This window comes from Pseudomonas sp. FBCC-B1565, from assembly GCF_059133265.1.
On the sequence record NZ_CP101438.1, the window covers coordinates 1,668,585 to 1,684,649 of the forward strand.

A 16,065-nucleotide genomic window follows, 5' to 3' on the forward strand; every position below is an offset into this window, starting at 1 on the left:
GCTTGCCCCCGATGGCAGCGCCTCGGTCTAGAGCGAAGCCATCTCGGTATCCGCCTCAACCACCTTCGCCGCAGTCAACTGCCGCATCTGCTCACACCCCCACAACACCCGCTCCGGCGTGGCCGGTGCATCGATCCTGGGTTGATGGCGATAGTCACCCAGGCTCGCCACGGCATCCTTGATCGCACACCACGAGGCAATCCCGAGCATGAACGGCGGCTCGCCCACGGCCTTGGAATGGAACACCGTGTCTTCCGGGTTCTTGCGGTTCTCCACCAGCTTCACCCGCAGGTCCAGTGGCATGTCGGCCACGGCCGGGATCTTGTAACTGGCCGGGCCGTTGGTCATCAGCTTGCCCTTGGCGTTCCACACCAGTTCTTCCATGGTCAGCCAGCCCATGCCCTGGATGAAGCCGCCTTCGACCTGGCCGATGTCGATGGCCGGGTTCAGCGACGCGCCCACGTCATGGAGGATGTCGGTGCGCAGCATCTTGTATTCGCCGGTCAGAGTGTCGACGATTACTTCGCAGCACGCCGCGCCGAACGCGTAGTAGTAGAACGGCCGTCCCCGTGACTGGCTGCGGTCGTAGAAGATTTTCGGGGTCTTGTAGAAGCCCGTGCTCGACAGCGAGACCTGGGCGAAATACGCCTGTTGGATCAACGCCTCAAACGTCAGGATCTGCTCGCGCACGCGCACATGGCCGTTGTGGAACTCCACATCCGCTTCGCTCACGTCGTACTTGCGTGCGGCGAATTCCACCAGGCGCTGCTTGATGGTTTCGGCGGCGTTCTGTGCGGCCTTGCCATTCAGGTCGGCACCGCTGGAGGCGGCGGTCGGCGAGGTGTTCGGCACCTTGTCGGTGTTGGTGGCGGTGATCTGTACGCGGTCGATTTCCACCTGGAACACCTCGGCCACCACCTGCGCGACCTTGGTGTTCAAGCCCTGGCCCATTTCGGTGCCGCCGTGGTTCAGGTGGATGCTGCCGTCGGTGTAGATATGGATCAGCGCACCGGCCTGGTTGAGGAAACTCGCGGTAAACGAGATACCGAATTTCACCGGGGTCAGCGCCAGGCCTTTTTTCAGGATCGGGCTGTGGGCGTTGTACAGGCGGATCGCTTCGCGGCGCTCAGCGTATTGGCTGCTGGCTTCCAGTTCGGCGGTCATCTCTTCGAGCATGTTGTGCTCGACGGTCTGGTAGTAGTGGGTGACGTTGCGGTCGGTCTTGCCGTAGTAGTTGGCCTTGCGCACGGCCAGTGGGTCGAGGGCCAGGTGACGGGCGATGGCGTCCATCACTTCTTCGATGGCGACCATGCCTTGCGGGCCGCCGAAGCCGCGATAGGCCGTGTTGGACGCGGTGTTAGTCTTGCAGCGATGGCCGTTGACCGTTGCATCGCCCAGGTAATACGAGTTGTCGGCATGGAACATCGCACGGTCGACAATCGAGTTGGACAGGTCCGGCGAACAGCCGCAGTTGCCCGCCAGTTCCAGGTTGATCCCGTGCAGGCGGCCGTTGTCGTCAAAGCCCACGTCATATTCGATGTAGAAGGGGTGGCGCTTGCCGGTCATCAGCATGTCTTCCACGCGCGGCAGGCGCATCTTGGTCGGCTGGCCGGTCAGGCGTGCGACCACCGCGCACAGGCACGCCGGGCTCGCCGCCTGGGTTTCCTTGCCGCCGAAACCACCGCCCATGCGGCGCATATCCACGACAATTTTATTCATCGATACATCCAGTACCTCCGCCATCAGTTTCTGCACTTCGGTGGGGTTCTGCGTGGAGCAGTAGACGATCATGCCGCCGTCTTCGGTGGGCATCACCGAGGAGATCTGGGTTTCCAGGTAGAAGTGTTCCTGGCCGCCAATGTGCAGGGTGCCCTGGATGCGGTTTTTCGCGGTGGCCAGTGCGCCGGCCGAATCACCGCGCTGGTGGGTGTGGCTGTCGAGTACGAAGTGCTTTTTGCGAAACGCTTCGACCACATCCAGTACCGGTTCCAGGTCTTCGTATTCGATCACGGCGGCCATGGCGGCCTTGCGTGCGGTTTCCAGGTTACGGGCAGCAACGGCCAGCACCACTTGGCCGACGAACTGCACCGTATCAATCGCCAGCAAGGGATCGCCGGGCATCAGTGGGCCGATGTCTTTCAGGCCCGGCACGTCCTCATGGGTGATGACAATGCGCACGCCTTCAAACGCGTAGCAGGGCGCCGTGTCGATGCTGATGATGCGGGCGTGGGCGCGGTCGGACATGCGTGCATACAGGTGCAACTGGTTGGGGAATTCCAGGCGGTCATCGATGTACTGCGCTTCGCCGGATACGTGCTTGGCGGCGCTGTCATGCTTGACGCTGCGGCCGACCCCGGAAGTGAGGTCCTGGGCAAACAGCTCGGCGAGTTCGGCCTGGGTTTTAACGACGGCGTGATGGTTAGACATAAGCGGTCACCCGAGTCTCGATGTGCGGCGTTTGCAGTTCGATGAAGTATTTGCGCAGCAGGTTCTGCGCGCTGAGCAGGCGATATTCCTTGCTGGCGCGGAAGTCCGACAGTGGGGTGAAGTCCTGGGCCAGGGCGGCGCAGGCCTTTTCCACAGTGGCGCTGTTCCAGGTGGCACCGACCAACACCGCTTCACAGTTTTTGGCACGCTTGGGCGTGGCGGCCATACCGCCGAACGCTACGCGGGCGTCGCTGATCACGCCGTTGTCGAGCTTGAGGTTGAACGCGGCGCAGACGGCGGAAATATCATCGTCCAGGCGCTTGGACACCTTGTAGGCGCGGAACAGCGAGTGGCCTTTGGGCACGATGATCTTCTCGATGAACTCGCTGTCCTGCCGGGCGGTGACGCGGTAATCGATGAAGTAGTCTTCGAGCGCCAGGGTGCGACGCGTGTTGCCCTTGCACAGCACGATTTGCGCGCCGAGGGCGATCAGCAGCGGCGGTGAATCACCGATCGGCGACGCATTGCCGATATTGCCGCCCAAGGTGCCCTGGTTGCGGATCTGCAGGGAGGCGAAGCGGTGCAGCAGCTCACCGAAGTCGGGGTATTCGTGGTGCAGCGCGCTATAGCAGTCGGAGAGGGCGGTGGCGGCGCCGATTTCCAGGCGGTCGTCGAAGTCGTCGATGCGCTTCATTTCTTCAATGTTGCCGACGTAGATCATCACCGGCAGCGTGCGGTGGAATTGGGTGACTTCCAGCGCCAGGTCGGTGCCGCCGGCCAACAGCCGGGCTTGCGGGTAGGCGTCATAGAGGTCGGCCAGGTCGGCGACGGTCAGTGGCACCAGGCAGCGCTTGTCGCCGCTGTTGAGTTCTCCGGTCTGTGTCGGCGCGATGGCTTTGAGGCGGGCGATGGTCTCGGCTTGGCGGCTGTCGAACTGATCCTGGGGCTTGTTGCAGCAGGCCTGTTCGGCGGCGGCGAGGATCGGACGGTAGCCGGTGCAGCGGCACAGGTTGCCGGCCAGGGCTTCATGGGCTTTCTGGCTGTCGGGGGCTTCGCTGTTCTTTTGCAGGGCGAACAGCGACATCACGAAACCGGGTGTGCAAAAGCCGCATTGCGAGCCGTGGCACTCGACCATGGCTTGTTGCACGCTGTGCAGTTGGCCCTGGTGCTTGAGGTCTTCGACGCTGATCAGTTGTTTGCCGTGCAGTGACGAGACAAAGGTCAGGCACGAATTGAGGCTGCGATAACGAATCTGCTCGGCGCCCTGATCATCGGTGTGCAACTCGCCCACCACCACAGTGCACGCCCCGCAATCGCCGCTGGCGCAGCCTTCCTTGGTACCGGATTTGCCCAAATGCTCGCGTAAATAGTTGAGCACGGTCAGGTTGGGGTCCAGGGCGTGCTCGCTACGGAGTTCCTGGTTAAGTAAAAACTGGATCACGGAAGGCCTCGCAGACTCATTATTGTTGTTAACCGCTTTGCGCCGAATCTAGTCATCTCTGACTTTTCGGTCAACGATTTTCTGACCAGAAGGTCAAGAAAATGCGATCGCAACACTTTCAATTATGGTCCAGTCTTCTGGAACCGGTGTTTTTGGGGGCTTGTGGCTGTTCATCGCTGCTTATTCCGTGCCAAATTCGCCACGGTGGGCGTAGCGCCATCAGCCAGCCAATGCGCTACACTGCCGCGCTTGTACCGATAGAAGATTTTGAAGGGAAAACATGACGTTCAAGGCGCCGGACAGTCTCGCCGAGCAAATTGCTCACCACCTCGCCGAACGCATCATTCGCGGCGATCTCAAGCCTGGGGAGCGGATCCAGGAACAGAAGGTCACGCTGGCGCTCAATGTCAGCCGTGGTTCCGTGCGCGAAGCCTTGCTGATCCTCGAACGCCGTCACCTGATCGCGATCCTTCCGCGCCGTGGCGCCCACGTCACCGAGTTAACGGCGCACAAGGTGCAGAGCCTGTGCACCTTGATGGGCGAGCTGTACATCCTGCTCGGCAATGCGGTGGCCCAGGGCTGGCAGTTGCAGGCCGACATGGCGCCGTTCCTGCAGATCCAGCAGCGCCTGGTGACCAGTTACGAGCGCGAGGACATCCGCGCTTTCGTCGAAGAAAGCTTCAACGTGATGCGCGCCGCGTACCCCTTCGCCAATAACCCGTATTTGCAGGAAACCGTCGAGAACCTGCAGCCGGCGATGAACCGCGCCTATTACCTGGCGCTGGATCAACGCAAGGCCTCCATGAGCGAATACCTGGCGTTGTTCGAGCAACTGCTTGCCGGCGTACTTGCCCGTGACTTGCCGCAGATTCGCCTGGTGCTGTCGGCGTACGGCCAGCGCAGTTGCTCGCTGGTCATCGCTGCGTTGGCGGACGCCTAAACGTGCGGCTCAAGTGCATCAAACTGGCGGGGTTCAAATCCTTCGTCGACCCGACCACGGTGAACTTCCCCAGTAACATGGCGGCGGTGGTCGGGCCCAATGGTTGCGGCAAGTCGAACATCATCGACGCCGTCCGCTGGGTGATGGGCGAGAGCTCGGCCAAGAACCTGCGTGGCGAGTCGATGACCGACGTCATCTTCAATGGCTCCACCAGCCGCAAGCCAGTGAGCCAGGCCAGCATCGAACTGGTGTTCGACAACTCCGACGGCACCCTGATCGGCGAGTACGCGGCCTACGCGGAAATTTCGATCCGCCGCAAAGTGACGCGCGACAGCCAGAACAGCTACTTCCTCAACGGCACCAAGTGTCGCCGTCGGGACATCACCGATATTTTCCTCGGCACAGGCCTGGGGCCGCGCAGCTACTCGATCATCGAGCAGGGCATGATCTCCAAGCTGATTGAAGCCAAGCCCGAGGACCTGCGTAACTTCATCGAAGAAGCCGCCGGCATCTCCAAGTACAAGGAGCGCCGCCGCGAGACCGAAAACCGCATTCGCCGCACCCACGAGAACCTCGCCCGCCTGACCGACTTGCGCGAAGAGCTGGAGCGCCAGTTGGAGCGCCTGCACCGCCAGGCCCAGGCCGCCGAGAAGTATCAGGAATACAAGGGTGAGGAACGCCAGCTCAAGGCACAACTGTCGGCCCTGCGGTGGCAGGCGCTGAATGACCAGGTGGGCCAGCGCGAAGCCATCATCGGCACCCAGGAAATCAGCTTTGAAGCCCTGGTGGCCGAGCAGCGCAATGCCGACGCCAGTATCGAACGCCTGCGTGACGGTCATCATGACCTGTCCGAGCGCTTCAATCTGGTGCAGGGCCGCTTCTATTCGGTGGGTGGCGATATCGCCCGCGTCGAGCAGAGCATCCAGCACGGCCAGCAGCGCCTGCGCCAGTTGCAGGATGACCTCAAGGAAGCCGAGCGCGCGCGCCTGGAGACCGAATCCCACCTGGGCCACGACCGCACCTTGCTGCTGACCCTCGGCGAAGAGCTGGACATGCTCACCCCTGAGCAGGAAGTCACCAGTGCCGCCGCCGAAGAGGCCGCCGCCGCCCTGGAAGAATCCGAAGCCACCATGCATGGCTGGCAGGAGCAGTGGGACACCTTCAACCTGAAGTCTGCCGAACCACGGCGCCAGGCCGAAGTGCAGCAGTCACGCATCCAGCAGCTGGAAAGCAGTATGGAGCGTCTGGCCGAGCGCCAACGCCGTATGCAGGAAGAGCGTGCGTTGCTGTCCGCCGACCCGGAAGACGCGGCGATCATGGAGCTGAGCGAGCAACTGGCCGAAAGCGAAATGACGCTGGAAGAGCTGGAAGCCAGCGAAGAACAACAAGTGGAACGCCTGGAGCAGTTGCGTCAGCAGTTGCAACAGGCGACCCAGGCACAGCAACAGGCCCAGGGTGATTTGCAGCGGCTCAATGGCCGGCTGGCCTCCCTTGAGGCGTTGCAGCAAGCTGCATTAGACCCAGGCACCGGCACCGCCGAATGGCTGCGCGATCAGCACCTGGCCGAGCGCCCGCGTTTGGCGGAAGGCTTGAAAGTTGAGGCCGGCTGGGAGCTGGCGGTGGAAACTGTCTTGGGCGCCGACCTGCAAGCGGTGTTGGTGGATGACTTTGGCGGCTTCGACCTGGCCGGTTTTGCCCAGGGCGACCTGCGTTTGCTCAGCCCAGCTGCTGACGGTACGCGGGTGCCAGGGAGTCTGCTGGATAAAGTTGAAGCGGCGATTGATCTGTCGCCGTGGCTGGGCCAGGTCAAGCCAGTGGACTCTTTGGAGCAGGCCCTGGCCCAGCGCGTTCAGTTGGGCGCTGGCGAAAGCCTGATCAGCCGTGACGGCTACTGGGTCGGTCGCCACTTCCTGCGGGTGCGTCGCGCCAGTGAAGCGGAAAGCGGCGTGTTGGCCCGTGGCCAGGAAATCGTCAACCTGATCGCCGAGCGCGAAGAGCGCGAAGCCACCCTGGAAAGCCTGGAAATCGAACTGCAAACCCTGCGTGCCACCCAGCGCCAGCAAGAGACCGGCCGCGAACACCTGCGCCGCCTGTTGCAGGACGAAGCGCGCCAGCAAGGCGAATTGAAGGCCCAGCTTTCCGCGAGCAAAGCCAAGGTCGAGCAACTGACCCTGCGCCGCACCCGTCTCGACGAAGAAGTCGCGGAAATGGGCGAGCAGCGCGCCCTGGAACACGAACAGATCGGCGAAGCGCGCCTGCAGTTGCAGGAAGCCCTCGACAGCATGGCCCTCGATACCGAGCAGCGCGAACTGTTGCTGGCCCAGCGTGACAGCCTGCGCGAACGCCTCGACCGTGTGCGCCAGGAAGCGCGCCAGCACAAGGACCACGCCCACCAGTTGGCCGTGCGCCTGGGGTCGCTCAAGGCCCAGCACGCGTCCACCGCCCAAGCCCTTGAGCGCCTGGAGATGCAGTCCGAACGCCTGACCGAAAAGCGCGAGCAACTGAGCCTCAACCTGGAGGAGGGCGAGGCGCCGCTGGAAGAGCTGCGCCTGAAGCTCGAAGAATTGCTCGACAAGCGCATGACCGTCGACGAAGAACTCAAGACCGCGCAGATCGCCCTCGAAGACGCCGACCGCGAACTGCGCGACGCCGAAAAACGTCGGACCCAGGCCGAACAGCAATCCCAGTTGATCCGTGGTCAGCTCGAACAGCAGCGCATGGAATGGCAAGCCCTGACCGTGCGCCGCAAGACCCTGCAAGACCAATTGCTGGAAGACGGCTACGACCTGCACGGCGTGCTCAACACCCTGACCGCCCAGGCCAACGAGAAAGAAGCCGAAGAAGAACTGGAGCGCATTGCCGCACGTATCCAGCGACTCGGCGCGATCAACCTGGCGGCCATCGACGAGTACCAGCAGCAATCCGAACGTAAACGTTATCTGGATGCCCAGGACGCCGATCTGGTGGAAGCCCTGGACACCCTGGAAAACGTGATCCGCAAGATCGACAAGGAAACCCGTAACCGCTTCAAGGATACCTTTGATCAGATTAATGGCGGTTTACAGGCGTTATTCCCAAAAGTTTTCGGCGGTGGCAGCGCTTACTTGGAACTGACGGGCGAAGATCTACTCGATACAGGGGTAACGATCATGGCGCGGCCTCCGGGCAAGAAGAACAGCACCATCCATTTGTTGTCCGGCGGCGAGAAAGCCCTGACCGCATTGGCCCTGGTATTTGCCATCTTCAAGTTGAACCCGGCGCCGTTCTGCATGCTCGACGAAGTTGACGCGCCGCTGGATGACGCTAACGTTGGACGGTACGCGCGGTTGGTCAAAGAGATGTCCCAGACCGTGCAGTTCATCTATATCACCCACAACAAGATCGCCATGGAAATGGCGGATCAGTTGATGGGGGTCACGATGCACGAACCGGGCTGTTCGCGTCTGGTGGCGGTAGATGTCGAAGAAGCGATGGCGATGGTGGAGTCTTGATCCATGCCGGCAAAGAATTTTTGTAGCGTGCGGTAAGAGGCTTTACCGGTCTGGCGAAAGTGGCAAATGGACATATTTGTTCAAGGCATTTTGACAGACGGTGTAAAGTTATCTTTGGTCGTGCTAGTTTAATGTCAAATTTTCGTATGCGTGGGCAAAACGTCAGTCAGAACATAGAGTTGGCGCCACGTTTTAAAGCGGTTTGCACGTTGCTAAACCCCTTATTTTTCAGCATTTTTTATTAGAGGCACGGGATTACATGGAAATCGGTCTGCGCGAGTGGCTGATCGTCATCGGCATTATTGTCATTGCCGGTATTCTTTTTGATGGCTGGCGCCGCATGCGCGGTGGCAAGGGCAAGCTCAAATTCCGTCTGGACCGCAACCTGTCCAACTTGCCCGACGACGACGGCAGCGCCGAGCTGCTGGGGCCGCCCCGTGTGCTGGATACCCATAAAGAACCGCAACTGGACGAGCACGACTTGCCGTCGATGAGCGCGCCGGTGCGTGAAGCCCGCGAGCCGTCATCCAAGCGTGGCAAGCGCACCGCTCCGGTGGTCGCAGAACCGCGCCAGGCTGACCTGGACCTTGACGTCAATGACGGCCCGAGCTTCAGCAGCCGCGACGATGATTTCCCCGACGAAAACGCCGGCAAGAATGCCCCGCGCCAGTCCGTGAACGACCAGCCGGCCGCCGAAGAAGTGCTGGTGATCAGCGTGATCTGCCGCGACGCTGCTGGCTTCAAGGGCCCGGCCCTGTTGCAGAACATCCTCGAAAGCGGCCTGCGGTTTGGCGAGATGGATATCTTCCACCGTCACGAAAGCATGGCCGGCAACGGCGAAGTGCTGTTCTCCATGGCCAATGCGGTCAAGCCGGGCACCTTCGACCTGGACGATATCGACCTGTTCAGCACCCCGGCCGTGAGCTTCTTCCTTGGCCTGCCAGGCCCGCGTCACCCGAAGCAGGCGTTCGACGTGATGGTGGCCGCCGCCCGCAAGTTGTCCCAGGAGCTCAATGGCGAGCTCAAGGACGACCAGCGCAGCGTGCTGACCGCGCAAACCATCGAACACTACCGTCAGCGCATCGTCGAGTTCGAGCGTCGCGCCCTGACACAGAAGCGCTGAGGTCCGAGCTTAAGCGTTGCCTGTAGAATCCGTGCACTAACATATTGAGCAGCTTCGGCTGCTCTTTTGCTTTATGAGAGAACACCCATGACCGCCGCCCACACCCGCATCCTCGAACTGCGCGCTGAACTGGATCAGCACAACTACCGCTACCACGTCCTCGACGAGCCGAGTATTCCGGACGCCGAGTACGACCGCTTGTTCCACGAGCTCAAGGCCCTGGAGGCCGAGCACCCGGACCTGGTGACGCGCGATTCTCCGACGCAGCGGGTCGGTAGTGCGGCGTTGTCGGCGTTCACCCAGGTCAAGCATGAGATCCCGATGCTCAGCCTGGGCAACGCGTTTGATGAAACCACCATGCTCGAGTTTGATCGCCGGGTCACCGAAGGCCTCGACCTGCCGGTGGGCGATCTGTTCGGCGCTGGCGCGACGGTGGAATACAGCTGCGAACCGAAGCTGGACGGCCTGGCGGTCAGCCTGCTGTATCAGGACGGTGAGCTGGTTCGCGGCGCCACCCGAGGCGACGGCACCACCGGCGAAGACATCAGCGTCAACGTGCGCACCGTGCGCAACATCCCGCTGAAACTGCACGGCAGTGGCTGGCCGGCAACCCTGGAGGTGCGCGGCGAAGTGTTCATGTCCAAGGCCGGTTTCGAGCGACTCAACGCCGCGCAACTGGAAGTCGGCGGCAAGACCTTCGCCAACCCGCGCAACGCCGCTGCCGGCAGCCTGCGCCAGCTGGACTCGAAGATCACCGCCAGCCGCCCGCTGGAGTTCTGCTGCTACGGCGTGACCACCGATATCAGCGACACCCACATCGGCAACCTGCAACAGTTGAAGCAGTGGGGCATGCCCATCAGCCATGAGCTGAAGCTGGCCAAAGGTATTCAGGATTGCCTGGACTACTACCGTGACATCGGCGAGCGGCGTAACAGCCTGCCGTATGAGATCGACGGTGTGGTGTTCAAGGTCAACAGCATCGTCTCCCAGCGTGAACTGGGCTTTCGCGCCCGCGAACCGCGCTGGGCCATCGCGCATAAATTCCCGGCCATGGAAGAGCTGACCGAACTGCTCGACGTGGAATTCCAGGTTGGCCGTACCGGCGCCGTGACGCCTGTGGCGCGCTTGAAGCCGGTCAAGGTTGCGGGCGTGACCGTGTCCAACGCCACCCTGCACAACATGGACGAAGTCGCGCGCCTGGGTGTGATGATCGGCGATACCGTGATCATCCGCCGCGCTGGGGATGTGATCCCGCAGGTGGTGTCGGTGGTGCTTGAGCGCCGCCCGGAAGACGCCCGTGCGGTGCCGATCCCGCAGAGCTGCCCGGTGTGCGGCTCCCATGTGGAGCGCACGCAACTGGTCAAGCGCAGCAAGGGCAAGGAAACCGTCAGCGAAGGCGCGGTGTACCGTTGCGTCGGGCGTCTGGCCTGTGGTGCGCAGCTCAAGCAGGCGATCATTCATTTCGTCTCGCGCCGCGCCATGGACATCGATGGCCTGGGCGACAAGACCATCGAGCAATTGGTGGATGAAAAGCTCATCGGCTCACCGGCCGACCTTTACAAGCTCAAGTACGAGCAGATCATCGACCTGGAAGGCTTTGCCGATATTTCCAGCAAGAAGCTGATCACCGCTATCGAAAACAGCAAGACCCCGACCCTGGCGCGGTTCATCTACGCCCTGGGCATTCCCGACGTGGGCGAGGAGACCGCCAAAGTGCTGGCGCGCTCGTTGGCGTCCCTGGCGCGCGTGCAGAAGGCCTTGCCGCAAGTGCTGACGTACCTGCCGGACGTGGGCCTGGAAGTGGCGCACGAGATCCACAGCTTTTTTGAAGACAGCCATAACCAGGACGTGATCGGCGCACTGCTGTCGCCGCAGGAGTGCGGCCTGCAATTGCAGGACCAGGGCGACCTGAGCGCCGAATTCGCCGCCAGTACCACCCTGGGCGGCTTGCTCGACAAGTTGCATGTGCCGAGCGTCGGCCCGGGCGCTGCGCAAAAGTTGGCAGACAAGTTCGTCACCCTCGAAGGCGTGATCAAGGCCGACTGGCTGGACATGCGCCAGGCCTTGCCCGAGAAGCAGGCCAAGGCGGTGCGCGAGTTCTTCGATAACGCCGACAACGCCAACCATGCCCTGGCCATCGAGCAGCAGCTCAAGGACTTCGGCATGCACTGGTTGAGCGAGAAGAAAGTCGTCGAAGGTTTGCCCGAAGCGGGGCACACCTGGGTACTCACCGGCTCCCTGGAACTGATGAGCCGTGACGTGGCCAAGGAAAAACTCGAAAGCCTCGGGGCCAAGGTGGCGGGTTCCGTCTCGGCGAAGACCCACTGCGTGGTGGCGGGGCCGGGGGCGGGTTCCAAGCTGGCCAAGGCGAGCGAACTGGGCCTGAAGGTATTGGATGAAGAAGCCTTCGTCTCCTTCCTTGCCAAGCACAACATCACCGTCTGATTTGCACTTTGTAGCGAGCGGGCTTGCTGTGGCGAGCGGGCTTGCCCCGCGTCGGGCTGCGCAGCAGCCCCCCAACCCTAACGAAAGTGGAACGATCCTGAACAGAAAGTGATCTAGTCTCAGTCACCCAGGGAGAGATCGCCATGTTCCGCTACTTCGAGCAACTCAGTTCGCGCATCGCTGCACCGTTCGTAGCCGGCACATCCCGCGACAGCAAGGTGTGGCAGTGCCGCTGCGGCCAATCGCTGTTCTTTCGCAACAGCCAGTGCCTGGCCTGCCAGGCGCTGCTGGGCTACCAACCCCAACAAGCCCGGCTGGACTCCCTGCAGCCCGGCCCGGTCGAAGGCACCTGGCTGCAGGACGGTAACCTCGACGCCGGCGCCTTCCGCCGCTGCGCCAACCTCGACACCCCGGCCGCCTGCAACTGGCTGATCCCGGCGCACAGCACTGCGCCGCTGTGCGTGGCATGCAGCCTGAACCGCACCATTCCTGACCTGTCGATCCCGGAAAACCACGAGCGCTGGCGCAAAGTCGAAACCGCCAAGCGCCGGTTGGTCGCGCAATTGATCAGCCTGGGTTTGCAAGTGGTGCCCAAAAGCGTCGACGAAGACACCGGCCTGGCCTTCGATTTTGTCGGTATCGACCTGGAGGGCAACGCGCCCATGACCGGTCACGCGAACGGCCTGATCACCCTCGATATCAAGGAAGCCGACGACGCCCACCGGGAAAAGGTCCGCGTCCAGATGCGCGAACCCTATCGCACGCTGCTCGGCCACTTTCGCCATGAGGTCGGCCATTATTACTGGGATCGCCTGATCGCCAATACCCACTGGCTTGAACCGTTTCGCAACCTGTTCGGCGACGAACGTGCCAGTTATGCCGACGCCCTCGACCAGCACTACCAGCACGGCCCACGCGCCGATTGGCAGCAAACCTGCGTCAGCGCCTACGCCACCATGCACCCCTGGGAAGACTGGGCTGAAACCTGGGCGCACTACCTGCACATGATGGATGCCGTCGATACCGCCCTCGGCTTTGGCATGAGCGCCCGCGAGATGGACCTGGATTACCAGCCATTTCCCCTCAGCACGCTCTATGATCCCGAACACCCGGGCGGCGTGGCATTCCTGTCATTCGTCAACGCTTGGATCGAACTGGCTGGCATGCTCAACGAACTGTCGCGCAGCATGGGCCAGCCGGATTTCTATCCCTTCGTGCTGCCCCCAGCGGTGATCGCCAAGCTGCACTTCATTCACCTGGTGATCCAGGAAGAAGGCGGCCGGGCAGATGAGGTGGTACTGGCACAATGATGAGCGCTGTGGGAGGGGGATTGCCCCCGATGGCGCTGGGTCAGTCACCTGTTTATTGGCTGGTGTACCGTCATCGGGGGCAAGCCCCCTCCCACAGATGCTGTTGACGGTGACAAGTACTTGAACCCCTTCATATTTTTAATCCGGCCCCAACGGTTGTAACTTCCGATGAGATCGGTACAATGGCCCCGCTTGCCGAGAGGCCAGCGTCGTTATGGTGACCCCATCGGTCCCCCCGCAACGATTACCCGTGAACCTGGTCAGAGCCGGAAGGCAGCAGCCACAGCGGGAACATTGTGTGCCGGGGTGTGGCTGGTGGGGTTGCCTCCATAACGCTCTTCCTTGCAATACCTCTTCAAATCCAAATCAAAAATGCTTTCACGCCATCTGCCATCGGGCAGTCCATGGCGGCATACTCCAGTGCCTGGCATCCGGAGACAGCACACGTGGAAAAAGTCGACGACCTCACTCGCGAAAAACTGCGGGAATGGCAGATGCGCCGCCTGGAGATCAAGGACCGCATTCAATCCCACCCTGAGCAGACCCTGGAATTGTCGAGGGTGCTGGACCTGATGGACGATGAACACGCGGAAATCCTCAGCCAGGCGGAAATGATCCGCTCTGCGGAAGTCGTTGACGAGCCCGCGCAGCCACCGCTGGCGGGCGCCTGCACGCTGCAATTGAACGTGGCCGCGCAGAGCGCCGAAGACTTGCGGCGGTTGCTCGATATGGCTGTGTTCGAACTCCAGCAACAGATCAATGCGATGGCGTCTGCGGCTGACGCAGGCCCTCATTGCGGCGGTATGTCGGGCTCCCTGGGCGAGTATCGGTTTGAACTGGGCGGTCAGGGCAATGCCTGATTCCCTGGCGGCGAGGCACTATGCAACCTGAACACTTCGATTTATCCAGCCCGGTCTTCCTGCCTGTCACGGATGAAACCTGCACGGCCCTGCTCGGTACGGACGGCGCCCTGGCCCTGGCTGGCCTGACGGACCCGGAACTGGCCGCCGTACTGGTCATCCAGAACCTGGCCCAGGCCGCGGAAAAAGACCTGACCTGCGCGGGCGCCGAACGCATCCTGGCCAAGTTGCTCGACTGGTCGGTCGACACGCGGGCAGGGGGCGCTGCGACGCTGCTGTCCGAAGCCCAGCGACTGTTCGATCCGCGCAAGCTCTACTTCGGTTTCAACGCGCTTAAAAGCGTCAACCTGCGCCTGCTGTCGGCTGAAGAAGTCGCGGCGCGGGATTACCTGCTGCCTACGGGCAAATGGGATATCGGCTATAAGGTCCGCCACCTGCGCAGCAATGATCCATTCAGCCAACAGATGATCACGCCCCGCCAGCGCGAGCGCTGGCTCAGCCCGGCCCAGGACAAACTGGTGCGTACCTTCCGCGCCAACCTCAATGAAGACCTGCATGTCCAGGGCTACGCGGGCATCGGCAAGAGCCACCTGCTCGGCGCCTTGATGGAGTGCCTGCGCCCCGCCCAGACCCTGGTGCTGGCACGCACAGGGGCCAAACTGGCGACCCTGCGTGAGCGCATGGGGTTGGGGAAGGACAGCAAGGCGGGTTCGACCTTCGCCGCGTTCGCCAAGGCGCTGCTGCAGGGGCCGCGCCCATCCGTGCAGGGCACGCCTGCCAGGTTGCCCGGCAAGCATGAAGTGTCGCAGACCCTGAATATCCACGGCTGGCGGGGGCACGAGGGCGTGGCGACGCTGGATATCTGTCTGAAGGTGCTCGAAAGCTATTGCCACTCCAGTCATCACAGCCTGTCGGCCAGGCACCTGCCGCATTTCAAGCACCCGTTGTCCAGCGTGGATACCCAGGCGTTGCTGGAGTATTCCAGCCGGTTGTGGACGTACCTGGAGGCCAACCCACAGTGGGCCGGCCAGACTGCCTTCGCGGCATTGTGGCTGATCAAGCGTGCGAGTCTCGAAGGCTGTGTGGTGCCGCCTCGCTATACCCACGTGTTGATCGATGAAAGCCAGGACATCCCGCCTTCGTTGTTGCAGATTATCGAGCGTGGCCGCCAGGTATTGATCACCCTCGGCGATGAATACCAATTGGCCAGCGGTGTGATGGTGCGAAGAAAGCGCGAAGTCCGGCACACCGACATCAGTTACTCGGTGCGCTCGGGCCGCAACGTCGAGCGCCTGGTCAACCCGTTGATCAGCGTGCACTCACAAAAGTGCAAAACCCCCTTCGAAGGCGCGCGGGATGCCGACGTCGGCATCGAGCATTACCCCCAGGGCTTCGTGCCGCCGGAAGGCTGCGTGGTGTTGACCGCCTCCCATTGGGACACCATGAAATGGGCCATCCAGTTGCAGCAGGCCAACTGCCCGTTCGGGTTCTTCGACACTGCAGCGCAGCAGGATCTGCAGCACTTCATGATCAGCGTCATCGCCTTGTTCAAGCCGCAGTTCTACAGCAACGAGCACAACGACAACGGTCCCCATGCGTATTTCAGCGACATGGACGATTGGCAACAGGTGCGCGATGCCAGCCAGTTCGATGAAGCGTTTCTGTGGGTCGAGAGCGAGTTGGAAAAAGGCTTCAACGTCGCCGACATCACACGCTTGAACCGGCTGGGCGGCGTGCCCGGCAAGCGTTGCCTGCTAATGCTGGCGGCAGAGGCGGGCGGCATGGAGTTTGACCGGGTATTGCTGACGCCCGAGTTGCTGACCAACGTGAAGTTCAAGGACGCCTACGCGTTCGACCAACGGCTGTGCGAGGTGTATATCGCCATTTCCCGCGCGCGGATGCAGCTTTACCTGCCTTACGATGTAGTCGAGTGGATTGATTTCCACACCTATCAGAAAACCCGTGAATTCCACGGCTACTGAATGATTTAATTCGGCTGTTTCACAACTTTTGCAGGTCGCTCTGGAC

The 16,065-nt window shown here is 61.8% G+C and carries 9 protein-coding genes and 1 other RNA gene; 8 read left to right on the forward strand and 2 right to left on the reverse strand.

What is annotated here, in order from left to right; translation table 11 throughout:
• Nucleotides 1-27 precede the first annotated feature (27 nt).
• The gene (gene xdhB / locus NL123_RS07995) at nucleotides 28-2,427 is read right to left on the reverse strand and encodes a xanthine dehydrogenase molybdopterin binding subunit (RefSeq protein WP_494357541.1); all 2,400 of its coding nucleotides are present in this window, start codon (nucleotides 2,425-2,427) and stop codon (nucleotides 28-30) included.
• Nucleotides 2,420-3,868, reverse strand: coding sequence for a xanthine dehydrogenase small subunit (gene xdhA, locus NL123_RS08000; RefSeq protein WP_494357542.1), 1,449 nt, complete (start codon nucleotides 3,866-3,868; stop codon nucleotides 2,420-2,422). The genes xdhB and xdhA overlap by 8 nt, the downstream gene beginning before the upstream one ends.
• Before the next feature lie 280 nt (nucleotides 3,869-4,148).
• Here xdhA and NL123_RS08005 point away from each other — a divergent pair, with 280 nt between their 5' ends.
• The 8 genes from NL123_RS08005 to NL123_RS08040 all read left to right on the forward strand — a co-directional run bounded on the left by NL123_RS08005 (nucleotide 4,149) and on the right by NL123_RS08040 (nucleotide 16,019).
• Entirely contained in the window at nucleotides 4,149-4,808 is a 660-nt protein-coding gene (locus NL123_RS08005) for a GntR family transcriptional regulator (protein WP_494357543.1), read from the forward strand.
• Between the two features lie 2 nt (nucleotides 4,809-4,810).
• Nucleotides 4,811-8,299: a chromosome segregation protein SMC gene (gene smc, locus NL123_RS08010; RefSeq protein WP_494357544.1), complete on the forward strand. Its 3,489-nt coding sequence runs from the start codon at nucleotides 4,811-4,813 to the stop codon at nucleotides 8,297-8,299.
• Between the two features lie 259 nt (nucleotides 8,300-8,558).
• Nucleotides 8,559-9,422, forward strand: coding sequence for a cell division protein ZipA (gene zipA / locus NL123_RS08015; protein ID WP_058427355.1), 864 nt, complete (start codon nucleotides 8,559-8,561; stop codon nucleotides 9,420-9,422).
• Nucleotides 9,423-9,509: 87 nt separating this feature from the next.
• Nucleotides 9,510-11,867 (forward strand): NAD-dependent DNA ligase LigA, encoded by a 2,358-nt coding sequence (ligA, locus tag NL123_RS08020; RefSeq protein WP_494357545.1) that lies wholly within the window; start codon nucleotides 9,510-9,512, stop codon nucleotides 11,865-11,867.
• Nucleotides 11,868-12,010: 143 nt separating this feature from the next.
• On the forward strand, nucleotides 12,011-13,177 hold the full coding sequence (locus NL123_RS08025; RefSeq protein WP_058427353.1) for a zinc-binding metallopeptidase family protein: 1,167 nt from the start codon (nucleotides 12,011-12,013) through the stop codon (nucleotides 13,175-13,177).
• A 224-nt stretch (nucleotides 13,178-13,401) separates the two neighbouring features.
• Nucleotides 13,402-13,498, forward strand: an RNA gene (gene ffs / locus NL123_RS08030) — signal recognition particle sRNA small type.
• A 125-nt stretch (nucleotides 13,499-13,623) separates the two neighbouring features.
• Nucleotides 13,624-14,037 (forward strand): hypothetical protein, encoded by a 414-nt coding sequence (locus tag NL123_RS08035; protein ID WP_494357546.1) that lies wholly within the window; start codon nucleotides 13,624-13,626, stop codon nucleotides 14,035-14,037.
• Nucleotides 14,038-14,057: 20 nt separating this feature from the next.
• Complete coding sequence (locus NL123_RS08040) at nucleotides 14,058-16,019, forward strand: hypothetical protein (RefSeq protein WP_494357547.1); 1,962 nt, start codon at nucleotides 14,058-14,060, stop codon at nucleotides 16,017-16,019.
• Nucleotides 16,020-16,065: the final 46 nt, after the last annotated feature.